Origin of the sequence: Enterobacter cloacae complex sp. 2021EL-01169 (assembly GCF_020733125.1) — a bacterium.
GTDB lineage: Bacteria > Pseudomonadota > Gammaproteobacteria > Enterobacterales > Enterobacteriaceae > Enterobacter > Enterobacter roggenkampii.
The window spans coordinates 1-21,529 of record NZ_JAJFTC010000005.1; the positions used below are offsets into that span (position 1 = coordinate 1).

The following is a 21,529-nucleotide window of genomic DNA, read 5'->3' on the forward strand; positions in this document are numbered from 1 at the left end:
GGAGGTTCATCAGGCGCGGAACTCATCAAGGCGCGGGAATAAAATCCCATTCAGACGCCGGATAGATTCAAGCAAGCCAACTTGTCGTCAAAATCGGTGTTGCAAAAACGGGAGTGACCATAGATTCGTTTTCCAAGCGAACCCCTTGTTAACGGGCTGGGTGACGCGCCAGGGGACTTTCTTGGCCGCGTCTTTATGCAGCTGGAGCTGGGTGACAAATACCGGGGGCAGTTTTTCACCCCTTATGGACCCATGTTAACTGTTATGTCTTATTAAGTTTAGTGATATCAATTGGTTATGTTTTTTTCAATTAGTTATTTTTGCTTGCTAAACATGCACACCACTTTATATGAAAAAGATCTTTACTCATCTTCCCCATGAAAAGGAGGCCATACAGTTGTTTTTCGGGAAAGGATTAGAAGGGTGATGACATATTCATACTGTTCTGAATGTATTTTCATTTCACGCACTGAAGCGTCTTTATCTGCATGAGGGAACCAAATTGATGCAGGGATCTTCATTCCTGCTCTTTCCATTGAAATGTTCTGGTTTGCAGCAATCGATCCTTCTGGAATACTTACCACATTGCGTTGTGTGCGAAAGAAGGCTCCGTTATGGCGAGCTGCGGGACTGGAAAAGGCCCATTTCATGTACCCGTCACGAGATAAAATGAATACGGCATTTTCTTCAGTGCATTCAAGCCATTTTAATGCAGCTGCTGTCAGCGATACTCCATAACGAATCGCATACTGACTTAATACGTCAATATCAACGTCTGGCGTCAACTGTTTTCGGAAGTCATTGAATGGCATCAGTAAATAAGAAGCAAATAAATCTGCTTCTGATTCAATATTTTTATCTTCCCAGGATAACATATCATCACTGCTACATCTGAACTCATCACGAATTAGACGATGAAGTATGTAATGTCCCAGTTCATGTGCCTGAGTGAATCGAATTCTACCAGGGGATGTTAAACCGTTATTGTAAAGTAGCATCCAACGGCTGCGAGATTCATTGGCCATTAATGCACCATCAAATCCTTTGATGTCAACGGGTTCTATTTTTACTATAGGGTCAGCCCATTTGAACAACTCTGCCGCCTCCAGAGACAATTCCTCAACATTAACAGGAAATCGTTCTGTGCCGTGAATCTCACTGAAAGTATCGCAAATTTTTGTTAGCCGAATAGCTGCTTTTTGAGGCGTCCATATCTCTTGTTCTTGCATAACTAGAAGTCCTTTTTAAAGGTGTCCAATATTTTTCTTAACTGTGCTTTCGCTTCAGGTTCAAGATTTTTATAGCCACGAAAGAAAGCATCATCAAGATGTCTTTCTTCTGGTTCTCGAAGATCATCTTCTAAAAAGAAACTAGTCCCAACTCCCAGTGCATCTGCCAGGGCAGTTAGCTTTTCTGCCGAAGGACGTTGAGACTCGCGATTTTCCAGTTCCCATAGATAGCTTTTACTGAGTCCAGCCATGTCAGCGAGTTTTTCCAGTGTTAATCCACGCTGTTTACGCAAATCGCGCAGTTTTTCGCCAAGACGGGTTGCCATTGTTATATCTCCTCTTTCATCTCTTTCATCATTGTACCACTATTCCGAACAAAAAGTTTGACAAGTATGAAAAATGCACTCATTCTTATAAAAAGTTCGCTATACCGAACTTTGTGGCCGACGAAAATGAACATGACATGTCGTCCGGCTTGGATAGAGTGAAGACTTCTAGTGAGGATGAGATGTCAACAGAACATGTCGACCATAAAACTATAGCGCGATTTGCCGAAGATAAGGTAAATCTTCCAAAAGTAAAGGCTGATGAATTCAGGGAACAGGCCAAGCGATTACAGAACAAACTGGAAGGGTATCTTTCTGATCATCCAGACTTTTCATTAAAGCGAATGATTCCATCAGGTAGTCTGGCTAAAGGAACTGCTCTTCGTTCGTTAAACGATATCGATGTGGCTGTGTATATCAGTGGATCTGATGCACCACAGGATTTACGTGAGTTACTTGACTATCTTGCTGATAGATTGCGTAAAGCATTTCCCAACTTTAGTCCTGATCAGGTTAAGCCCCAGACATACTCAGTAACGGTTTCCTTCCGGGGCTCTGGCTTAGATGTCGATATTGTCCCTGTATTGTATTCGGGGTTACCTGACTGGCGAGGTCATTTGATAAGCCAGGAAGATGGCTCACTCCTTGAAACCAGCATTCCTCTGCACCTTGATTTCATCAAGGCCCGTAAGCGTGCTGCCCCGAAGCATTTTGCTCAGGTTGTTCGTTTAGCTAAATATTGGGCTCGTTTGATGAAGCAAGAGCGACCGAATTTTCGCTTTAAATCTTTCATGATTGAATTGATTCTTGCAAAATTACTTGATAATGGCGTGGATTTTTCGAATTATCCGGAAGCTTTACAGACATTTTTTACCTATCTGGTGAGCACTGAATTACGTGAACGTATTGTCTTCGAGGATAATTATCCTGCGTCAAAAATAGGCAAGTTGTCAGACTTAGTGCAAATTATCGATCCCGTTAATCCTGTTAATAATGTTGCTCGTTTATATACGCAGTCTAATGTGGACGCCATTATTGACGCTGCAATGGATGCCGGTGACGCTATCGATGCTGCATTCTATGCACCAACCAAGCAATTAACCATAACCTATTGGCAGAAAGTTTTCGGTTCTTCATTCCAGGGGTGAAATCATTATGTCTTCTTATAGTTATACGGTAGCAGAGACACAAACTTTCAGCGTAACCCACGCTCGTCACATGGCCGCTAAAGTTGCAACTGACTTGCGGCGGATGCAGCGTTTTTATGGTTACCCCAGTGATGCCGACATTGAAGCATACGAAGAAGAATTGGTTGTGATTCTTAAGGCTGGATATTTGGGTGAGGTCTCTTATGGTTTTCAGAAAAATAATAACTGGATCGAGCCGACCCTTCGATATACCGCAGGCGACTTGCTTGGTTCAGGAACAGATGACGATCCCGGAAAAATCCGCCAAGGAAAAGATGTATCGGGTGCATCCTTCTACAGTTTTATGACTTATAGCTCGAAATATCTGAATGCTACTCAATCGGAAAAAGATACTGCTTTGAAAGATCTACCATTCAAACGGGTAGGTGCCCAGTCTCCAGGGATTAATGGCTACCTCGAAAATGATAAGACTTACTCGGCCGGTGGTCGCTCCCTCACTCGCACTAGCGTAAGGAATTTTGTATGAACGTAAAACCATCACTTGATGAATTGTTTGAGCGGCGTATTAACTTCCCTGATTTTGAGCCTCAGGAGCGTCTGGCTCGTTTAGTTGGTCTTGATGAACACAAAGATCGATTATCAAAAATATTAGGCTTGCTTGTAAATCCTTATGGGATTCAGGAATGGGCCAAAAAATATCATCCAGATGCTCGTGCGGCTGTTGATACAGTACTCAGACGGCCACCTTTAGTTGTATTGGCTGGGGACGTGGGCTCAGGTAAAACAGAACTGGCGGAAACCATTGGTGATGCTGTTGCCCGGCAGGAAGATATTGATATTACGTTGTATCCTTTGAGCCTTGCTACTCGAGGGCAGGGTAGAGTTGGCGAAATGACTCAGCTGGTTTCAGCTGCATTTGATTACACCATTGAGGCCGCAGATAAATTAAAAAACACGAATGGAAAAGCTCGTGGTGCGGTTTTGCTGTTGATTGATGAAGCTGATGCATTGGCTCAATCCCGGGAAAATGCTCAGATGCACCATGAGGATCGTGCTGGTGTAAACGCTTTTATTCGCGGAATAGACCGGATCGCCAATCAGAAACTACCAGCGGCAGTTCTTATGTGTACTAACCGGCTGAAAGCTCTCGATCCGGCCGTCCAGCGTCGTGCTGCTGAAGTTTTAACTTTTTCCAGGCCAAATGATGAACAACGACACTATTTATTGCATTCAAAACTTACGGGGTTGGGATTAAATTCTACGGCGATAGAAGAATTAGTCAGGTTAACCGGTCCAAGGGACACGAATTCGCCGGGATTTACTTTCTCAGATATTACCCAGCGGCTAATACCATCAATAATTCTTACGGCCTACCCATATAGCGCAGTGTCAGTCCATTCAGCACTGCAGGTAGTCAATAAAATGACACCAACACCTGCATTTATTGACCGCTAATAATATAGTAAAGATAAATGCCCAAAAATAGTATTATGGGCCATACATACTTATGCAACGTATGAGTATTACTGAATAAAGGAATCTATTATGTCAGATTGGTCACTTTCTCAACTATTTGCTTCGTTACATGAAGATATTCAACTTCGACTGGGAACTGCACGTAAAGCTTTCCATCATCCAGGGGCTAAAGGGGATGCCAGTGAAGGAGTATGGATTGAAATGCTCGATACATATCTTCCCAAACGCTACCAGGCAGCTAATGCTTTTGTAGTTGATAGTTTGGGTAATTTTAGTGATCAGATTGATGTGGTCGTTTTTGACAGGCAGTACTCACCATTTATTTTTAAATTTAATGATCAAATAATTGTTCCAGCAGAAAGTGTCTATGCGGTTTTTGAAGCGAAGCAATCAGCGTCAGCAGAGCTTGTTGCTTATGCACAGCGAAAAGTTGCAAGTGTCCGCAGACTTCATCGTACCAGCCTTCCAATTCCACATGCTGGCGGGACATATCCAGCAAAACCACTCATTCCAATTTTGGGAGGGTTACTTACTTTTGAAAGTGACTGGAGTCCTGCATTGGGGGGGGCGTTCGACAAAGCTCTCAATGGGGATTTATCAGATGGACGACTTGATATGGGCTGTGTTGCATCACATGGGCATTTTTACTTCAATAACATTGATGGAAAATTCAATTTTGAACCAGGAAATAAGCCAGCTACTGCTTTTCTTTTCAGGCTTATTGCACAGCTTCAATTTAGTGGCACTGTGCCAATGATTGACATTGATGCCTATGGAAAATGGTTAGCTAACTGAGTACTGGTTTGTTTTTTTATTTATTTCGAGAAGGTTTATTTTTTAGATTGTAATTCAGCATTTCATTGATGGTTGCCTGTTTTGATATTCGAAGCTGAAGTTGTTGGATCTCATCCTGTAAAACTTTGTTTTTGGCATTTGCATCCTTTAACTTTTCACGTAATGCTGCCCGAGAACGCCGGGGAATATTATCTGCTATCCTCCTGATTTCATCTGCAATATCTGGATAGTAGTTCTGAATCAATGAAGTGCTCTCTTATTCCTCGCCAAGTGGTAGTTCTAACGGATATAGCAGCGGCGGTGGAGGCAGCTCCAGTAGCACCAGACCACGTTGGTCACGGGCGGGATCATCTGTGATTTATACCCCTGCGGAAGTGCGCACTCACACGCCAGCCCGTGAAAACGTTGAGAGGCGGGCCTCTGTCCCTGATTTACGAGATGTTTTTCTGTGCCATGCCTGGGACGATCGCAAGGACGCAGCCAAAGAGCTTCATGACCAGCTTGAGATGAACGGGGTCTCAGTCTGGTTTAGCGAAAAAGATGTTTTACTTGGTGCAACATTGCTGCGCGAAATCGATGAAGGATTGGCAAAATCACGCGTAGGGATTGTTCTGGTGACCCCTGCGCTACTAAAACGGCTCGCAGGAGAAGGGATTGCGGATAAAGAGCTATCGGCCCTTCTGGCACGAGACCTTCTTGTCCCTATCGTTCATAACACAACATATGAAGATCTTCGCGAAGTCAGTCCGTTACTTGGTTCGCGCAGCGGTTTGAGCACAGCTGAAGATTCAATGGCCAATATTGCCAGCAAACTAGCGGAGCTGGTAACAATCTAGCGTTGACATTAATCCCCGCAGGAACGCATGCTTTGATATCGATATGCTCGCATGGACAGATACTGCTCCGGCGAGCGTAGTTAAAATAGCAATCTATTGAACAACAGAACGATTTGTCCTCAGGTAAGGATGCATATGTCAGGTTTTCAGGAATGGTTACTGAGTAAGGCAACGGGCAATTATTTCCTGTACATCAAACGCTTGTCAGCAAATGATACTGGTGCAACAGGCGGTCATCAGGTCGGACTGTATATTCCTTCAGGTATTGTTGCAGAGCTGTTTCCCTCGATAGATAACACTAAGGAACAAAACCCCTCGGTTTTCCTCAATGCAACCTATTCCTCGCATGTTTGCAGTGATAGTGAAGCTCGCGCGATTTATTATAACGGCAGCTTTTTCGGTAAAACCCGAAATGAAAAGCGTATAACGCGCTGGGGGCCAGGGAGTCCGCTTCAGGATCCTGAAAACACAGGTGGATTGTCCATTCTGGCCTTTGAGCACGAGCCCGGAAGTGACAGTAAGAACGTTGATGTGTGGGTTTGCAAAAATCCTGACGAAGAGGACATTGTCGAATCCATTCTTGGCGAAATTATCCCTGGCGCGCTGAGGTTTGGTCCCGCAAAAGAAATTTTAGGGGGATTAGCTCTTCAGCCAAAAACAACCCGGAAGAAATACAAAATTCCAGAGCCCTGGGAGACCGCATTCCCATCTGGCTCCGAAATAATTAAATACGCTGCGGACTACTTTTCAAAGGGCTGTGCAGACCCAGACGAGCAACTCATCGATCGCAGGCGTGTAGAATATGATATTTTCCTCCTTGTAGAGGAAATGCATGTCCTTGATATCATTAAGAAGGGATTTAACTCGGTTGATGACTTTATCGCGCTGGCTAATTCAGTCAGTAACCGCAGAAAATCCCGGGCAGGGAAATCACTGGAGCTACATCTTGAACAACTTTTCCTTGAACATGGTCTTACTCAGTTCGCGACACAGTCCGTGACTGAAGGGAATAAAAAACCAGACTTCCTTTTTCCATCTTCTGATGCATACCATGACAAAGCATTTCCGGACGAAAAACTCCATATGCTTGCGGTAAAAACGACATGCAAGGATCGGTGGAGACAAGTGTTGAATGAAGCAGACAGGATACAAAACATCCATCTCTTTACGCTTCAGGAAGGAGTGTCATTGGCGCAATTTAAAGAAATGCAGCAAGAACGGGTCACACTGGTTGTTCCCTCTTCCCTGCACAAAAAATACCCTGAAGCTGTTCGTCCAGAATTGATGACTCTGGGACATTTTATTGCCAGGCTGATCGGCATCTACGCTGCATAAAGACGAAAGAAGGCCTCAGGCACGGCACCTGAGGCCTTTCATTATTTGGTTTTTGCTTTGTTTGTACGCACAGCAACAGCTTTACCAATGTAAGGTTCAAGCAATCTGGCAACAGCTTCAAATACAGGAACAACGACAGAGTTCCCAAACTGACGATAAGACTGGGTATCAGAAACAGGGATCCTGAACGGTTTGCCACCGACTTTTTCAAACCCCATTAGGCGGGCACATTCATGAGGCGTCAACCTTCGTGGCCGCCGGCTTTGGTTTTCTTCGTCGCGGAAATCTAATTCCCCTTTCGCTTTATCCCAACCTCTGTCAATCAGTATTTCAGAGCCATCTTTGTGGTAGCGTGCAGAGAGAGTTCTGGCCACACTATTCACATTCGTAGGATCAACGAGTCCGAACCCAAAACCATTGCCTTTCGCGGCATGTTTCTTGGCATAGTTATACAGGTATTCCCAGAGTTTCGGAGTCAAAATATATTTACTGTCAACTGCAGGATCCAGTAACTCTCCAAATGTTGGACGATTTTGTGGGTAGAATTTATGAATGTTGCGAAGGGTAAATCCATCGTGAATTTTAAGATCTCGGCGGAAACCGACTAATACAATTCGCTCTCTGTGCTGAGGTAAGAAATTTTTCCCGTCAATAATTTTAGGATCATCAGAACCTGAGACACCGGCATCAGCAACTTCGTAACCGAGCTCATCCAGTGTTTCCATGATAACTTTAAAGGTTTTTCCTTTATCGTGACTTTTCAGGTTCTTAACGTTCTCAAGGACGAAAATCGCCGGTTTTTTGGCTTTAATAATACGCGCAACATCAAAGAAAAGCGTCCCCTGAGCTTCACATTCAAACCCATGAGCTCTTCCTAATGAATTTTTTTTGCTGACACCTGCGAGGCTAAAAGGCTGGCAGGGGAATCCTGCCAACAGCACATCATGATCAGGAATTTCTTTGTCAATATGCTTATAGGCAGCTGTTTCCGACAAGTCTTCTCTGTCACTCAGAGTGACTTCACGAATGTCGAGGTTAAATTTATGTTCCAGCTCATCGTTAAACCAGTTAGCCTTGTAAGTTCGTACAGCCTCTTTGTTCCATTCACTGGTGAAAACACAATGACCGCCAATTTCTTCGAACCCTTTGCGAATACCGCCGATGCCCGCGAATAAATCGATAAAACGAAATGCGTAGTCAGGGTGATGCTTCGGAGGTTCTGGCAGCATTTTCCTGAGTAGAATTTCCTCAGCAGAGGTCAATGATTTTGGCCCACACTTTCCGTTAATCCACCGGTTTATCGTTTCCCTGCTCCAGTCATTATTGCCTACTTTCCTGAGCAGTTCTGCCACGTATTTTTGATCATAAATTTCAAGAACTTTTGCAATCAGCTCTTTGTCTTTTTCTTGCTGCAGTTTTTCTTCTTCTTCGGATTTCTGCAGGAGATCCTGCGCAAGCAATTCAAATTCAGACATAGCACCTCCAGTGGGTCTCATTGGTGACACCATATCACTCATTTGACCCAGATAAAATAAATTTATCTGGATATTTAACCAGTGGTTGAGATTTGTTCGCTTTTTTGGCTCCCCATCGAACCATAAACAAACATCTGTTTTGCAACACCGGGGGTCTGCAGTTCAGCACTCCACATTTTCCAGTCACGCACCATCGCATTGAGAATTGTAATAAATTTTCGAATGCATGCTGTGAGTGCGACTTTTTTTACCTTGCCTCGTTCAAGTAGCCCCTGATAGTAATGCTTCATTTTAGGATTGAACCGTACAACAGAAAGCACAGCCATAAACAAAATGGATCGAAGGCCAGCTCTTCCCACCCCAGATAACCCGACGGCCTTTCATTCGACCACTGTCTCTGTCATAAGGGGCAACCTCAACCAGCGCAGCAATTTGCCTCCTGCTGAGCTGTCCAAGTTCTGGCAGTATCTCGGCGGCTGGCCTGTTCGTCTGAGTTCACGGCACTTCAGGCAGCATAATCACATCCACACGCTCCCGTCCGGGAGCGTTTTTTATTGCTAACTGAAAACCACGTCCTGTGGGCGTGGTCATCAACAAGCTTTGGCTCTGCCTTATTGTCTTTGGATTTAAAGCTAACAGAACTGGCAGAGACTTCTTTTTAGGGTTTTTAGTACACCCCTATGGGGTGCAATCAAAGCCACCTTCTATGAAGGTGGATTTTTACTTCGTGCGCCGGGCATGGCGCGTAGCGCCGTGACTGGCGCTGTCTCTTAGCCGTGGTGGCTAAGGAACGACTACGAGGTGAAAGTCCTCCACACACCCGGTGAGGGGAAGTGTTAGCTGAACGGCAAGGGTGTTCATCGTGAGGTGAAATCTGAAGGAAGCCGAAGGCAAAATGCTGGCCTGACGAACAGGAAGCGGTTAAGGCGGCGCAGCGGGGTAAGGTGGCGAATATCACCAAAGCCCGATACTCACACGGAACGCTGTGACGTAAAGCCGACAGGTATAAGCAGGAAAGTCGCGCGAATTACCCCGGGAGGTCTGCTGTCCTGCCTGAGTGCTACCGTCCCCGCGAGAGGGCGGGATGGGGCAGCAGAAGTCAGCCGATGCCGTAGTAGTGCTGTAAAACCGGCAGCATGAAGGGCTGAACATGATTAACCGTGATTAGGACATCTGAACCCGATGATGATTAATGAGGCACAAGCGCAGGCAACTGCGGCCAGCGGCAGCGGAGACGGACGGTATCCGTCGGGGCTGTGCGCGGGTGCTGAAATCATACCGGCGGCAGATGAGCAAACGAAAGCGGAGCCGCTGACGATGGAGGCGGTGATAACGAGGGAAAACCTGATGCTGGCGTACCAGCGCGTGGTGGAAAACAAAGGCGCGGCGGGGGTAGATAACCTGAGCGTGGCGGAGTTGAAGCCGTGGCTGAAGCGACACTGGCCGGGCATCAGGCAGGCATTGATCGACGGAAACTACCAGCCGCGGGCAATACGCAGAATGGACATCCCGAAGCCGGACGGTGGCGTGAGGACATTGGGCATCCCGACGGTGGTGGACCGGCTCATTCAGCAGGCGATAGCGCAGCGGTTAAGCGCCATCGTGGATAAAGACTTCTCAGACTCCAGCTACGGCTTCAGGCCGGGCCGCAGCGCGTGGCAGGCAGTGCAACAGGCACAGCGCTACGTTCGCAGCGGAAAGCGATGGGTGGTGGACATGGATCTGGAGAAGTTCTTTGACCGTGTGGATCACCGGCTGTTGCTGGCCCGCCTGGCCCGGAAGATACGGGACAGGCGGCTGCTGAGGCTGATCCGCCGTTACCTGAAGGCGGAAATGGTCAAAGGCGGTGAAAGAGAGAAGCGGCGCGAAGGAATGCCGCAGGGCGGCCCGCTCTCGCCGCTGCTGTCAAACATCCTGCTGGATGAACTGGATAAAGAGCTGGAGCGTCGTGGACACAGCTTCTGCCGCTACGCGGACGACTGCAATATCTATGTGAGCAGCCGGAAAGCGGGCGAACAGATACTGGAAGCGGTCAGGGAGTTCGTGGAGAGCAAACTGAAGCTGAAGGTCAATGAGCAGAAGAGCGCGGTAGCGCGTCCGTGGGAGCGAAAGTTCCTGGGATACAGCGTGACGTGGCACAAACAGACGAGGCTGAAAATAGCGGCGGCAAGCGTGGGGAGGCTGAAGGATAAAATCCGCAGCCTGACGACGGGTAACCGCAGCCGCTCAGTCAAAGCGACGATCGATGAACTGACGCCATTGCTGCGCGGGTGGATAAGCTACTTCAGACTGACGGAAGTCAGGGGAATACTGGAGGAGCTGGACGGCTGGATCAACCGGAAGCTGCGCTGCCAGATGTGGCGGCAGTGGAAGAGGCCGCGAAGCCGGGCCAGAATGCTGCAAAAGGCAGGACTGGGGAGGGACAGAGCGATGCTCTCAGCCTATAACGGTCACGGAGCGTGGTGGAACTCGGGAGCCAGTCATATGAATCAGGCGATAAAGAGGTCGTGGTTCAGAGGACTGGGCTTAATATCACTGCTGGAACATCACAGGCAGTTCCAGCGTTAACATGAACCGCCGTATGCGGAACCGCACGTACGGTGGTGTGAGAGGACGGCGGGAGCGATCCCGCCTCCTACTCGATTGAAGCAGGGTATCTGGTTTTTTATCGCAGTTAACGCCTCCCGCTGCCAGTCTGACTTCTTATACGCAGCTGCCGGAGAGCCCCATGACCTGGAAAAACACAGCCGAGCAAAACGCCATCATTGAGTGGAAGGGCACTCATCTTGTGGTAAACGCTTTTGCCGGCACAGGAAAAACCACCACGTTAGTTAGCTACGCTGAAGCCAATCCGGAAAGCAGGATGCTTTACCTTGCCTACAACCGCGCTGTGCGGGATGAAGCTGAACGCAGGTTCCCCTATAACGTAGAGTGTAAAACGTCACATCAGCTGGCATGGGCACGGTTCGGCAAGCATTTCCGTGACCGGCTGACAGCCAGTCTGCGCATTACGGATGTGGCCAGAAAGCTCAACACCCGCCACTGGCCGCTGGCCAGACTGGCACTCAGCGGGCTGAACATGTTCCTCTGCAGTGCAGACCCCGAGCCAGGGCTGATACACCTGCCGTCTGAGGATGATCGCCACGGTCTTGATGCAGGTAAAATTCTGGGGGCAATCCAGATCCTCTGGTATGAAATGAGTCGTACTGATTCAGTCTTTCCCGTTACACACGATACCTACCTCAAAATGTTCCAGCTTTCTCAGCCTGACCTGTCAAAACGCTGGGACACCATCCTCTTCGATGAGGCGCAGGACGCCAATCCGGTGACCAGTGCGTTTGTACTGAATCAGCCCTGCCGGGTTATCCTGGTCGGCGACCGTTACCAGCAGATTTACCGGTTTCGCGGGGCGGATAACGCGCTCAATGCCCGGCAACTGGCGCAGGCAGATCGGTTGTGGCTGACAGCGAGTTTTCGGTTTGGCCCTGAGGTGGCGCGTGTGGCCAACATCCTGCTTGAACGTGCCGGAGAGGAAAAGCGCGTGGCAGGTAACGGGGGGCAGGATGCTGTCGTCAGCGACCTTCCTGCAGGGGCTGAGCACATTACTGTACTGAGCCGGACGGTGTCCGGCGTGATCGGCAGTGCCCTGACGGCGAGCCTTATGGAGAAAAAGGTCTTCTGGGTCGGGGGGATTGAAGGCTACAAAACGGAGGAGCTGGAAGACCTGTACTGGTTTTCCGCCGATATGCCTGAAAAGATGCAGTCCCCGCGCCTCAGCCGGGACTACCGGGATTTTGATGAGTACTGCTCAATAGCCAAAGCCACCCAGGACGTGGAGATGAACCAGGCCATTCGTCTGCTGGATGACTTTTTCCCCCTTCCGCAAAAGCTGGCCATTATGCGTCGTCAGGTCGTCAGTCATGAAAAAGAGGCTCAGGTCACGGTTTCAACCGCCCACCGTAGCAAGGGGCTCGAATGGTCGGTGGTAATGCTGAGTGAGGATTTCACCGACATTACCGATCCGCTTCTTTCGCAGGAAGAGCGGCAGGATGAGACTAACCTGTTGTACGTGGCTGTCACCCGGGCAAGAAAGACGCTCGTTCTGAACGAACTGATGCGCTGGCTCAGCGAAGCCGGCGAGGGCGATGATGAGAACGATGCCGTTATGCCCGACGACACGGGAGAAATTTCCGGGACTGAATAACTGGTTTTTTATGGTGTGGCGCAGGGAGGATCATAACACTGAGCAGCCCTGTACCAGGAGAACATCATGCTCAGCAGAATCCGGACCCTGAGGTCTCTGTTTTCAAAAGGCGAACCAGAAGCAGTACATCATATATCCACAGTCACGCCTGTCGGCTACCACGCCCCACGTGGTGCCGGTATGCTGTGCGCCAGCCCGCTACGAAAAACCTGCCTGCAGCAGATATGGGAGAACTGCTCTCTGCCCGCAGACATCTATCAGCGTCTCTATTTAGCGCCTCTTAATGGTTTATTAGCCAGGGTACAGAATGTGCCGGCCACGCAGAAGGGAAGGTGGTCACAGTCAGACGGCTTCGGCGATCTTACGCTGCAGTTCACGACCTGTGCGGTCAGGCTGGCAAAAGGGTATATGTTTCCACCCGGCGCGGCACCAGAAGAGCAGGCAGAACAGAATGTGATGTGGAATGCGGTGATTTTCTGGTCGGCGCTGTTCTGGCACCTGCCTCTTCTTGCGACTCTGGAGGGGGAGTTGCTTGACGGTAAAAGCTGGCTTCCGGGAATGACCATTCCGGACTCACCTTACCGTTTTCGGTTCCGGGAGGCTGAGAACGCATCAGCGTTTGCTGCCCTTGCCGCCGGGCAACTTATGCCGACAGAGGCGACGGGCTGGCTGGCAGAGAATCCCGAAGCACTGTGCAACCTTGCCGGCGCACTCTGGAATCAGCATCCGGGCATGCCATTGATACGCGGCCTGATGAAGCAAGCCGCTGAAAAAGTGGAATCGCCTTCGCTGGGGATATCAGGGGCAAATGAGAAAGTTGATACTCTCGCAGAGCCGGCCCTTTCAGTTTCGCGAACGTCGTCTGATCGAGAGACCGAATTACAACCCTCATCAGAAGCAAAACTTAAAACGGCATTGCCAGAAATTGCAGATTTGCAGGGAACTCTACTTGCATCTTCTATTGCACCGGTGCCGATGGCTGATGACGGCAATCTCGTCAGCAATGAAAAGGCAGGCGAGATTACGGAATGTGATCCAAATGAAACAGAAATGGCTGATACAGAGATGCTGCTAAGCCTTTTCAGTGCAATATCAGTGCCTGATATGACCGGGACTGAAGCATGTGATGAAGATTCTTCAGTCAATGCCAGAGCAGAAAATGAGCCAGAATTTTCCCCCCTTAATGAAATATCCCCTGAAGCTGATAAGCATGAGATAAATCAGACAGCAGCAGAAAACTCTTTCCCCGAACCTGATACTGAGGATAACATCCCATTACACTCTGTTAACATTGATATGCAAAAAACAGTGAAAAAAGAACAGGCTGGCACTGAATTTCTCAGGTGGCTTTCTGAGGGGATCAAGAGCAAGCGAATCGATATTAATCAGCCTGATTCGAGAGCGCATGCAGTTGCAGGGTTCATCTTTCTCCGGGTACCGGACATATTTTATCTTTACATCAGAGAAAGCGGATCAGAGCTGAGCAGGGATTCCCTACAGCAGGAATTTGAGAAGCTGCATATTCACAGGGTGCGCCGGGGAGAGCGTTTTATTAAAGCAAAACTGTACCATTCGCCCGGTAAAGAAGGCACGTTTAGACCTGTAAGTGGATATCTTGTCAAGACTACACACCTTTTCAGAGGGGCGTCTTCCCCTGAAGACAGCGGGCTTCTGTCTTTCCTTTGAAGGAGGGGCAGTCCATGGGGCCCTTAAGGGCAGCTTGATATAGAAAAAGGAAATGCTGTATGTCTGACAAAAACCATCATACGACATGGGAAGAATTGCTTGAGGAGTACTTCTTCGCCCGAAACCTGCGTGCTGCAACAGAATGGAGCTATACGAAGGTTGTAAAGGGGTTCCTGAAATTCATGGGTGCAGGCAAAACTCCATTAATGGTTACTCATCATGAAATACTGAGATGGCGGCGACATGTACTCAGAGAAAAGCAACAATCGGCGCAGACCTGGAACAATAAAATTGCACATCTCAGGGCCCTCTATAACTATGCGATGGAAAGTGGTTTATTGCCTGAGGGTAGAAATCCTTTCAACAATTGCACCGTACAGCGGGACAGAAAGAAAAAGCGCACGTTAACCCGCTCTCAGCTAACCCGCCTTTATCTGATAATGCAGCAGGCTGAAATTGAATCCAACAGGAGAATTTTCGGACGTGGCGGGCGGAGTGCGCTTTACCCGGTCTGGTTCTGGATAACCGTCCTGGATACGCTCAGATATACGGGAATGAGACAAAATCAACTGCTGCATGTTCAGCTCAGGGACGTCAATCTGACAGAGGGCTATATAGACCTGCGCCTGGAAGGAAGTAAAACGCACAGGGAATGGCGCGTTCCCGTTGTCAGGCAGCTGCGTTTGCGGTTGCAGCTTCTCCTGTCACGGGCAACAGAAGCTGGAGCCGGGCCAAAAGATAACCTTTTCGATGTCAGTTTTTACATTGCCGGAAGAAAGGCAAAGTTTGAAAGAAATGATGTGAGTGTGATGCATCAAAAGATCCGCTCTTTCTTTCGACGCCTGTCAAAGGAGTGCGGTTTTGCCGTTTCACCGCACCGTTTCAGACACACTCTTGCCACGGAACTGATGAAAGCGCCCGAAAGGAATCTTCAACTGGTTAAAGATTTACTGGGTCATCGTAGTGTCAGTACAACAATGGAATACGTGGAGCTCAGGATGGACATTGTGGGAAAAACACTGGAAGAAGAACTGTCTCTGCACACAGATCTCTGTGTAGAAAGGGAATTACAACTATTGACACAAAACTGATTGACTGGGATTATTGCCAGTGATCGAGAGAAGGGAGCCTGCTGGAACAGGCTCCCTCACTTGAGGGACTGATTCAGAAACGTTAACCAGTGCAGATACGCCTACACCGGAGGACATTCCGTAATGACCGGCCCCTGTATTAACCGCCCGTTAAGGTTCTCATCTCTTAACCAGCGTGCTTTGATGCAAAATTAGTGGTGCCCGGACTCGGAATCGAACCAAGGACACGGGGATTTTCAATCCCCTGCTCTACCGACTGAGCTATCCGGGCAACGGGGCGCATTAAACCCGATCTGCCCGGTGGCGTCAACGAAAAATGTTGTTTTCGTTACGGACTGCGCAATCTCTCACCATTTCGCCGCATCCTTAAGCGAAAAAGTGCGTCCAGAGCGCGGAGAGCGGCATGGCGAGCAGCAGCGCGGGCAGCATGTTCACCACGGCAAACATCTTAATCCCACAGATGCGCAGCCCGGTAGCAAGCAGCAGCAGGCCGCCGACGGCGGTAAAGTCTGCCATCATCGCCGGCGTAGTGAGCGGGAGAATTAACGTGGCGCAGGTAGCCAGTGCCAGCTGGATAAGCAGCATCGGCACGCAAATCGCCGCGACGGCAATGCCGAGCGTGGTAGCAAAAATGGTGGCGGTGAAGAAATCCAGAAACGCTTTTGCAATCAAAATGCTCGGGTCGCCCGTCATCCCTTCCTGCATCGAACCGAAAATCCCGGTGCCGCTGGCGCAAAACAGAATAATGATGGCGACGTAGTTCTGAATAAACGTCTCGTGCGTGCCGTGCTTCGCCTTGCCCGGTCGGGCTATCAGGTTTTTGGCTTTGCCTACCGCATTATTGATGCCTTTTTCCAGATAGCAAAACTCGCCAATCAGCGCGCCGAGCAGGGTGGCCAACACCATCACCGGCAGGTTGGCGCATTTGACCACTAACAGAATACCGATCCCTAACGAAGCCAGACCGAATATCGAGGGCATGGATGAGCGGATACGCTCCGGCAGCCGCTGGCTCAGCACTGCGCCGAGTACGCCGCCCAGCAATACGGCTCCTGCGTTGATAAATGGCCCGATAACCACGCTTAACTCCTGTTATTTAATCATTGATATTGCATTATTATGGCACGTCAGCGCTGCGCGGGCCTTAGCTTTGGGTGATATAAGTGCATACTGATTCCTTCTTGCACCTCAAAATAAAAGGTGACATTATTGCGCGAATTTTCTCCTTCCTGTCTCACCGTTCGGTGAGGGTAACTGCGCTTATGAAAACCATGAAAATCGCCGTCAGCCGCGAGCTGCTCTCAACGGTGTCTACGCATCGCGAAAAGGTGACGCTGGACAGCACGGATTTCACCGATGTGGCAGCCGTCGTCATGACGACGACAGAGAGTCGCAGCGGCATCCTTGCCTTGCTGAAACGCACGGGCTTTCATTTACCGGTGTTTATTTTCTCTCAGGAGCCGACGGAGGTGCCTGACGGCGCCACCGCGGTCATCTCGGGTAAAGCTCAGGAGTTTCTGGAACTGGAGACTGCTGCCAGCCGTTACGAAGAGAACCTGCTGCCGCCGTTTTTCGACACCCTGAGTCAGTATGTGGAGATGGGCAACAGCACTTTCGCCTGTCCGGGCCACCAGCACGGCGCGTTTTTCAAAAAGCATCCGGCAGGGCGGCAGTTCTATGATTTCTTCGGTGAGAACGTGTTCCGCGCCGACATGTGCAATGCCGACGTGAAGCTGGGCGATCTGCTGATCCACGAAGGGTCCGCCAAGCATGCGCAAAAGTTTGCGGCGAAAGTCTTCAACGCGGATAAAACCTACTTCGTGCTGAACGGCACGTCGGCGGCCAACAAGGTGGTGACCAACGCGCTGCTCACCCGTGGCGATCTGGTGCTGTTCGACCGCAACAACCATAAATCTAACCACCACGGGGCGCTGATCCAGGCGGGCGCCACGCCGGTTTACCTTGAGGCCGCACGTAACCCGTTTGGCTTTATTGGCGGGATTGACGACCACTGCTTTGACGACGCGTATCTGCGGGACCTGATCCGCGAGGCGGCGCCGGAGAAAGCCGACGAGCCGCGTCCCTTCCGCCTGGCGATCATTCAGCTTGGCACCTACGACGGGACGATCTACAACGCCCGTCAGGTGATCGACAAGATCGGCCATCTGTGCGACTACATTCTCTTTGACTCCGCCTGGGTGGGCTACGAGCAGTTTATTCCGATGATGGCGGAAACGTCCCCGCTGTTGCTGGAACTGAACGAGAACGATCCGGGCATTTTCGTGACCCAGTCGGTGCACAAACAGCAGGCCGGGTTCTCGCAAACCTCGCAGATCCATAAAAAGGATAACCATATCCGCGGCCAGGCGCGTTTCTGCCCGCACAAGCGTCTTAACAATGCGTTTATGCTGCATGCCTCCACCAGCCCGTTTTACCCGCTGTTCGCGGCGCTGGATGTCAATGCGAAAATCCACGAAGGGGAAAGCGGGCGCAGGCTGTGGGCCGAGTGTGTGGAGCTGGGCATTGAGGCGCGCAAGGCCATCATCGCCAACTGCCATATGATCAAGCCGTTTATCCCACCGGTGGTGGCGGGGCGGCCGTGGCAGGATCATCCGACGCACGCCATTGCCAGCGAGCTGCGCTTCTTCAGCTTCGAGCCGGGGGCCAAATGGCACGGGTTTGAGGGCTATGCGAGCGAGCAGTACTTTGTTGACCCGTGCAAGCTGCTGCTGACCACGCCGGGCATTGATGCCGAAACCGGGGAGTACACTGATTTCGGGATCCCGGCGACGATTCTGGCGCACTACCTGCGTGAAAACGGCATCGTGCCGGAAAAATGCGATCTTAACTCGATCCTGTTCCTGCTGACGCCTGCCGAAAGCAGCGACAAGCTGGCTCAACTGGTGGCAATGCTGGGACAGTTTGAACAACATATTGAAGACGACACCCCGCTGGCCGACGTGCTGCCGACGATCTTCCAGAAATACCCGGTGCGCTACCGGGATTATACCCTCCGCCAGCTGTGTCAGGAGATGCACGATCTCTACGTCAGCTTCGACGTGAAGGATTTGCAGAAGGCGATGTTCCGCAAGGAGAGCCTGCCTGAGGTGGTGATGAACCCGCAGGATGCCAATCAGGCGTATATTCGCGGGAACGTGGAGCTGGTTCGCATACGGGATGCCGAAGGGCGGATTGCTGCCGAAGGGGCGCTGCCCTATCCGCCGGGCGTGCTGTGCGTGGTGCCGGGTGAAGTCTGGGGCGGGGCGGTACAGCGTTACTTCCTGGCGCTGGAGGAGGGCATCAACCTGCTGCCGGGCTTCTCGCCGGAACTGCAGGGCGTGTACAGCGAGAAGGATGCTGACGGGATTAAGCGGCTGTATGGGTATGTGTTGAAGTAGACTCTCCCCCGAACGTAGGCCGGGTAAGCGTTAGCGCCGCCCGGCGATTTGCCCGGTGGCGCAAGCTTACCGGGCCTACAATATCGCTTCAGGCTTCTGCGCGCCGGTACATCCTCCTCGGATGCCCAATCTTGCCGTACAGCATCTCCACGCTGAGAAACCCCGTCTCCACGCAGTGCTCCAGATAGCGACGGGTGGTGGTTTTACTCAGTCCCGTCTCGCTCACCACCTCATCCACGGTAAAGCAGTGCGTTGCCTTGTCGTTAAACAGCGACTGCACCCGCGCCAGCGTATTTTCCTCAATGCCCTTGCTGCCGTTGTCCTGGCGGTAGTTTTTCGCCTGAAGCTGATACAGCGAATCGACGTTCTGCTGGTCGACAATCTTCCAGACGCGCTGCTGTTCGGCAAACTGCACAAACCGCTCCAGCGACTGGCTGAGCCGCTTCCAGGAGACGGGTTTGAGGATGTAGTCGAACGCGCCGTTGCGGATCGCCTGGCTGCAGGTGTCCATATCGCTGGCGGCAGTAATAAAAATGACCGAGCAGTTGGCGCGGGCCAGCATGGGGTTATTGATCAGCGAGATCCCTTTGCCGTCCGGCAGATAGTTATCCAGTAGCACCAACTGCGGCTGTTTGCTTGCAAGCTCTGCCTGGGCCGCAGCCAGCGACGAGGCAATGCCCACCAGCCTCAGACGCGGATGCTTGCTTATCAGCTCCGCGTGCAGTTGCGCCAGCTCGTTCTCGTCTTCAACAATCAGTACGTCGATAAGTTCATGTTGCATAGTCGGTGTCTTCCAGTTGCCGGGCGGTTCCCGTGGCCGGGATAAACAGGGAGAAAATGGCGCCGCGCGGGATATTATCGGCAACTTCTATCGCGCCGCCAGCCTGTGTGACGTAGCTTTCGATCAGATACAGACCAATCCCATGATCGCCGCGCGTTTTGGTGGTGATGCCGCGCTCAAAGATCCGCTCACGGATCTCCGGCTTGATGCCAACGCCCTGGTCGGCCACTTCAATAATCAGCTCCTGGTCGCTGAGCTTTATCAGCACCTCCACCGGCGCGTGGGGAAGCGGCGATCGCTGCGTCGCTTCGATAGCGTTATCCAGCAGGTTGCCAATAATCGAAATCAGCTCTTGCTCCCCCAGCGGCAGGAACGGCTTGTCCAGCCGACAGGCCGGGTCGAAACTCAGCTCGACCCCTTTCTCCCGCGCGCGGGCGGCTTTCCCCAGCAGCAGGCCGCACAGGGTCGGGGAGCTGAAGCGCGAAGAGATAAAGTCCAGCAGCTCCTGAGCGTGTTCAGACTGCGCCTGAATGTAGCCAATCGCCTCCTCATAGCGGCCCATATGCAGCAGGCCGGAGAGGGTGGTCATCCGGTTTAACTGCTCATGACGCATGATGCGCAGGTTATCGACGTAGCGTTTGACCTGGCTGAGCTGGGCGCTCAGCGAGTCGATCTCGTTGCGATCGCGGAAGGTGATCACCCAGCCCTGCAGCGATCCCTCAAGCATGATGTGGACCCGGCTGGCAATCACCGTGAGATCGTTAAAACGGCAAATCTCATCATGGGTATCTTTCGCCAGCATCGTCTGCGTGTCGAAGAACGGGACCGGATCGATCACCTGGCTTATCAGCTGCCCGCGAAGCTCACGGGCCGGCTGGCTCAGCCCCAGCAGCTTGCGCGCCGCCTGGTTGATGACTTCAATCCGCCTTTGATCGTCAATGGCAATTACGCCTTCATAAATAGACTCCATCAACGCCTTCTGCTGGCGTACCAGCAGGCCGATCTCGCGCGGCTCGAGGGAGAAGATCTGCTTCTTAATACTGCGGGTAAAGAACCAGGAGAAGATAAAGAGAGCAATCAGCAGCAGCACCGCGGCAATCAGGATATTGACCACTTTACTGACGGTAATGGTGTCCAGGTAGCTGGTGAGATAGCCGACCGAAACAATGCCGACCACCTGTCCGGCAGCGTTGAAGATGGGGGCCTTACTGCGCAGCGAAATACCCAACCCGCCTTTGCGGATGGTGGTGGTGCTTTTACCCTGCAATACGGCTTCGTTGTCACCGCCTACCAGCGTGGTGCCCACTCTGTCGGCGAAGACGGAGTGAAAAAGATGCTGGCCCTTATTATCACCAATCACAATAAAGCTGGCGTCACTGTGCGCAGAAATCTTCTGCATAAAATCATGGATGGCGGCGATATTCTTTTGTTCAACTTCATGTCGCAATGTTGGAATAAGCGCAATCTCTTCAGCCTGTATTTTGGCGCGCGTGCTCATTTCCTGATAAAGCTGTTTCCCGACATCGGCATAATAATATCCGCCCAGTAACGCAAAAAGCACTGAGAAAAAGGCAACCAGCGAAATAAACAGCTTTATCTGGAAAGAGACTTTCATAACTCTCACGCAAGGTAGCGACAAAGAACGCCAATATATCATCTTTTTTCGCGCGGACGTCCGCTTTGCCGAAAACTTGTGATCCCTTGCACAGCGGGCGTTGTAAAAGCGTTATCCCAAAGACGGGTGGCCTC

General features: G+C 50.7%; 19 protein-coding genes, 1 tRNA gene and 1 pseudogene. 12 read left to right on the forward strand and 9 right to left on the reverse strand.

Annotation, left to right across the window (positions count from 1 at the left end; genetic code table 11):
- Window positions 1–144: 144 nt before the first annotated feature.
- Window positions 145–246 (forward strand): annotated as a pseudogene (locus tag LLF79_RS14360) (SAM-dependent DNA methyltransferase); the annotation flags it as partial.
- Window positions 247–362: 116 nt separating this feature from the next.
- Here the strand turns inward: LLF79_RS14360 and LLF79_RS14365 are convergent.
- Together LLF79_RS14365 and LLF79_RS14370 are read right to left on the reverse strand one after the other, a co-directional pair.
- Complete coding sequence (locus LLF79_RS14365) at window positions 363–1,229, reverse strand: ImmA/IrrE family metallo-endopeptidase (RefSeq protein WP_025760312.1); 867 nt, start codon at window positions 1,227–1,229, stop codon at window positions 363–365.
- A gap of 2 nt (window positions 1,230–1,231) precedes the next feature.
- The gene (locus LLF79_RS14370; protein ID WP_001515173.1) at window positions 1,232–1,555 is read right to left on the reverse strand and encodes a helix-turn-helix domain-containing protein; all 324 of its coding nucleotides are present in this window, start codon (window positions 1,553–1,555) and stop codon (window positions 1,232–1,234) included.
- Window positions 1,556–1,737: 182 nt separating this feature from the next.
- On the opposite strand from LLF79_RS14370, the gene LLF79_RS14375 reads away from it, so the two are divergent.
- From LLF79_RS14375 to nucC, 4 genes are all read left to right on the forward strand, one after another.
- A complete protein-coding gene (locus LLF79_RS14375) occupies window positions 1,738–2,703 on the forward strand; it encodes a CBASS oligonucleotide cyclase (protein ID WP_025760313.1) in 966 nt (321 codons plus the stop codon).
- A gap of 7 nt (window positions 2,704–2,710) precedes the next feature.
- Window positions 2,711–3,229: a CBASS phage resistance system CD-NTase-associated protein Cap7 gene (cap7, locus tag LLF79_RS14380; protein WP_025760314.1), complete on the forward strand. Its 519-nt coding sequence runs from the start codon at window positions 2,711–2,713 to the stop codon at window positions 3,227–3,229.
- Window positions 3,226–4,158, forward strand: a complete 933-nt coding sequence (gene cap6 / locus LLF79_RS14385; RefSeq protein WP_032742913.1) for a CBASS phage resistance system CD-NTase-associated protein Cap6 — start codon at window positions 3,226–3,228, stop codon at window positions 4,156–4,158. Before cap7 ends, cap6 begins: the two co-directional genes overlap by 4 nt.
- Before the next feature lie 90 nt (window positions 4,159–4,248).
- Complete coding sequence (gene nucC, locus LLF79_RS14390) at window positions 4,249–4,974, forward strand: CBASS effector endonuclease NucC (protein ID WP_053287146.1); 726 nt, start codon at window positions 4,249–4,251, stop codon at window positions 4,972–4,974.
- A gap of 16 nt (window positions 4,975–4,990) precedes the next feature.
- Here the strand turns inward: nucC and LLF79_RS14395 are convergent, their stop codons facing one another.
- A complete protein-coding gene (locus LLF79_RS14395) occupies window positions 4,991–5,218 on the reverse strand; it encodes a hypothetical protein (protein ID WP_053287147.1) in 228 nt (75 codons plus the stop codon).
- A 109-nt stretch (window positions 5,219–5,327) separates the two neighbouring features.
- Here LLF79_RS14395 and LLF79_RS14400 point away from each other — a divergent pair, with 109 nt between their 5' ends.
- Window positions 5,328–5,810: a toll/interleukin-1 receptor domain-containing protein gene (locus LLF79_RS14400; RefSeq protein WP_025760316.1), complete on the forward strand. Its 483-nt coding sequence runs from the start codon at window positions 5,328–5,330 to the stop codon at window positions 5,808–5,810.
- Window positions 5,811–5,945: 135 nt separating this feature from the next.
- Window positions 5,946–7,145: a type II restriction endonuclease gene (locus LLF79_RS14405; protein ID WP_025760317.1), complete on the forward strand. Its 1,200-nt coding sequence runs from the start codon at window positions 5,946–5,948 to the stop codon at window positions 7,143–7,145.
- A 41-nt stretch (window positions 7,146–7,186) separates the two neighbouring features.
- Here the strand turns inward: LLF79_RS14405 and LLF79_RS14410 are convergent, their stop codons facing one another.
- Window positions 7,187–8,620 carry a DNA cytosine methyltransferase gene (locus tag LLF79_RS14410; RefSeq protein ID WP_032742914.1) on the reverse strand — a complete coding sequence of 478 codons (1,434 nt, stop codon included), beginning with the start codon at window positions 8,618–8,620 and terminating at the stop codon, window positions 7,187–7,189.
- 74 nt (window positions 8,621–8,694) lie between these two features.
- Window positions 8,695–8,910 (reverse strand): hypothetical protein, encoded by a 216-nt coding sequence (locus LLF79_RS27060; RefSeq protein WP_154941703.1) that lies wholly within the window; start codon window positions 8,908–8,910, stop codon window positions 8,695–8,697.
- An 892-nt stretch (window positions 8,911–9,802) separates the two neighbouring features.
- On the opposite strand from LLF79_RS27060, the gene ltrA reads away from it, so the two are divergent.
- The 4 genes from ltrA (at window position 9,803) to LLF79_RS14435 (ending at window position 15,601) form a co-directional block, all read left to right on the forward strand.
- Window positions 9,803–11,188 (forward strand): group II intron reverse transcriptase/maturase, encoded by a 1,386-nt coding sequence (ltrA, locus tag LLF79_RS14420; RefSeq protein ID WP_004115417.1) that lies wholly within the window; start codon window positions 9,803–9,805, stop codon window positions 11,186–11,188.
- A gap of 160 nt (window positions 11,189–11,348) precedes the next feature.
- The gene (locus LLF79_RS14425) at window positions 11,349–12,824 is read left to right on the forward strand and encodes a UvrD-helicase domain-containing protein (protein WP_004115414.1); all 1,476 of its coding nucleotides are present in this window, start codon (window positions 11,349–11,351) and stop codon (window positions 12,822–12,824) included.
- A gap of 66 nt (window positions 12,825–12,890) precedes the next feature.
- A complete protein-coding gene (locus LLF79_RS14430) occupies window positions 12,891–14,510 on the forward strand; it encodes a TraI domain-containing protein (protein WP_004115412.1) in 1,620 nt (539 codons plus the stop codon).
- A 59-nt stretch (window positions 14,511–14,569) separates the two neighbouring features.
- Window positions 14,570–15,601 carry a site-specific integrase gene (locus LLF79_RS14435; RefSeq protein ID WP_004115409.1) on the forward strand — a complete coding sequence of 344 codons (1,032 nt, stop codon included), beginning with the start codon at window positions 14,570–14,572 and terminating at the stop codon, window positions 15,599–15,601.
- Window positions 15,602–15,796: 195 nt separating this feature from the next.
- Here the strand turns inward: LLF79_RS14435 and LLF79_RS14440 are convergent.
- Together LLF79_RS14440 and LLF79_RS14445 are read right to left on the reverse strand one after the other, a co-directional pair.
- Window positions 15,797–15,872, reverse strand: a tRNA-Phe gene (locus LLF79_RS14440).
- A 95-nt stretch (window positions 15,873–15,967) separates the two neighbouring features.
- Window positions 15,968–16,681, reverse strand: coding sequence for a DUF554 domain-containing protein (locus tag LLF79_RS14445; protein ID WP_008499781.1), 714 nt, complete (start codon window positions 16,679–16,681; stop codon window positions 15,968–15,970).
- A 182-nt stretch (window positions 16,682–16,863) separates the two neighbouring features.
- On the opposite strand from LLF79_RS14445, the gene LLF79_RS14450 reads away from it, so the two are divergent.
- On the forward strand, window positions 16,864–18,999 hold the full coding sequence (locus tag LLF79_RS14450) for an ornithine decarboxylase (protein WP_100122193.1): 2,136 nt from the start codon (window positions 16,864–16,866) through the stop codon (window positions 18,997–18,999).
- A gap of 88 nt (window positions 19,000–19,087) precedes the next feature.
- Here the strand turns inward: LLF79_RS14450 and LLF79_RS14455 are convergent, their stop codons facing one another.
- Entirely contained in the window at window positions 19,088–19,780 is a 693-nt protein-coding gene (locus LLF79_RS14455; RefSeq protein WP_008499779.1) for a response regulator, read from the reverse strand.
- Complete coding sequence (locus tag LLF79_RS14460; protein WP_059360134.1) at window positions 19,770–21,395, reverse strand: sensor histidine kinase; 1,626 nt, start codon at window positions 21,393–21,395, stop codon at window positions 19,770–19,772. Before LLF79_RS14460 ends, LLF79_RS14455 begins: the two co-directional genes overlap by 11 nt.
- Window positions 21,396–21,529: the final 134 nt, after the last annotated feature.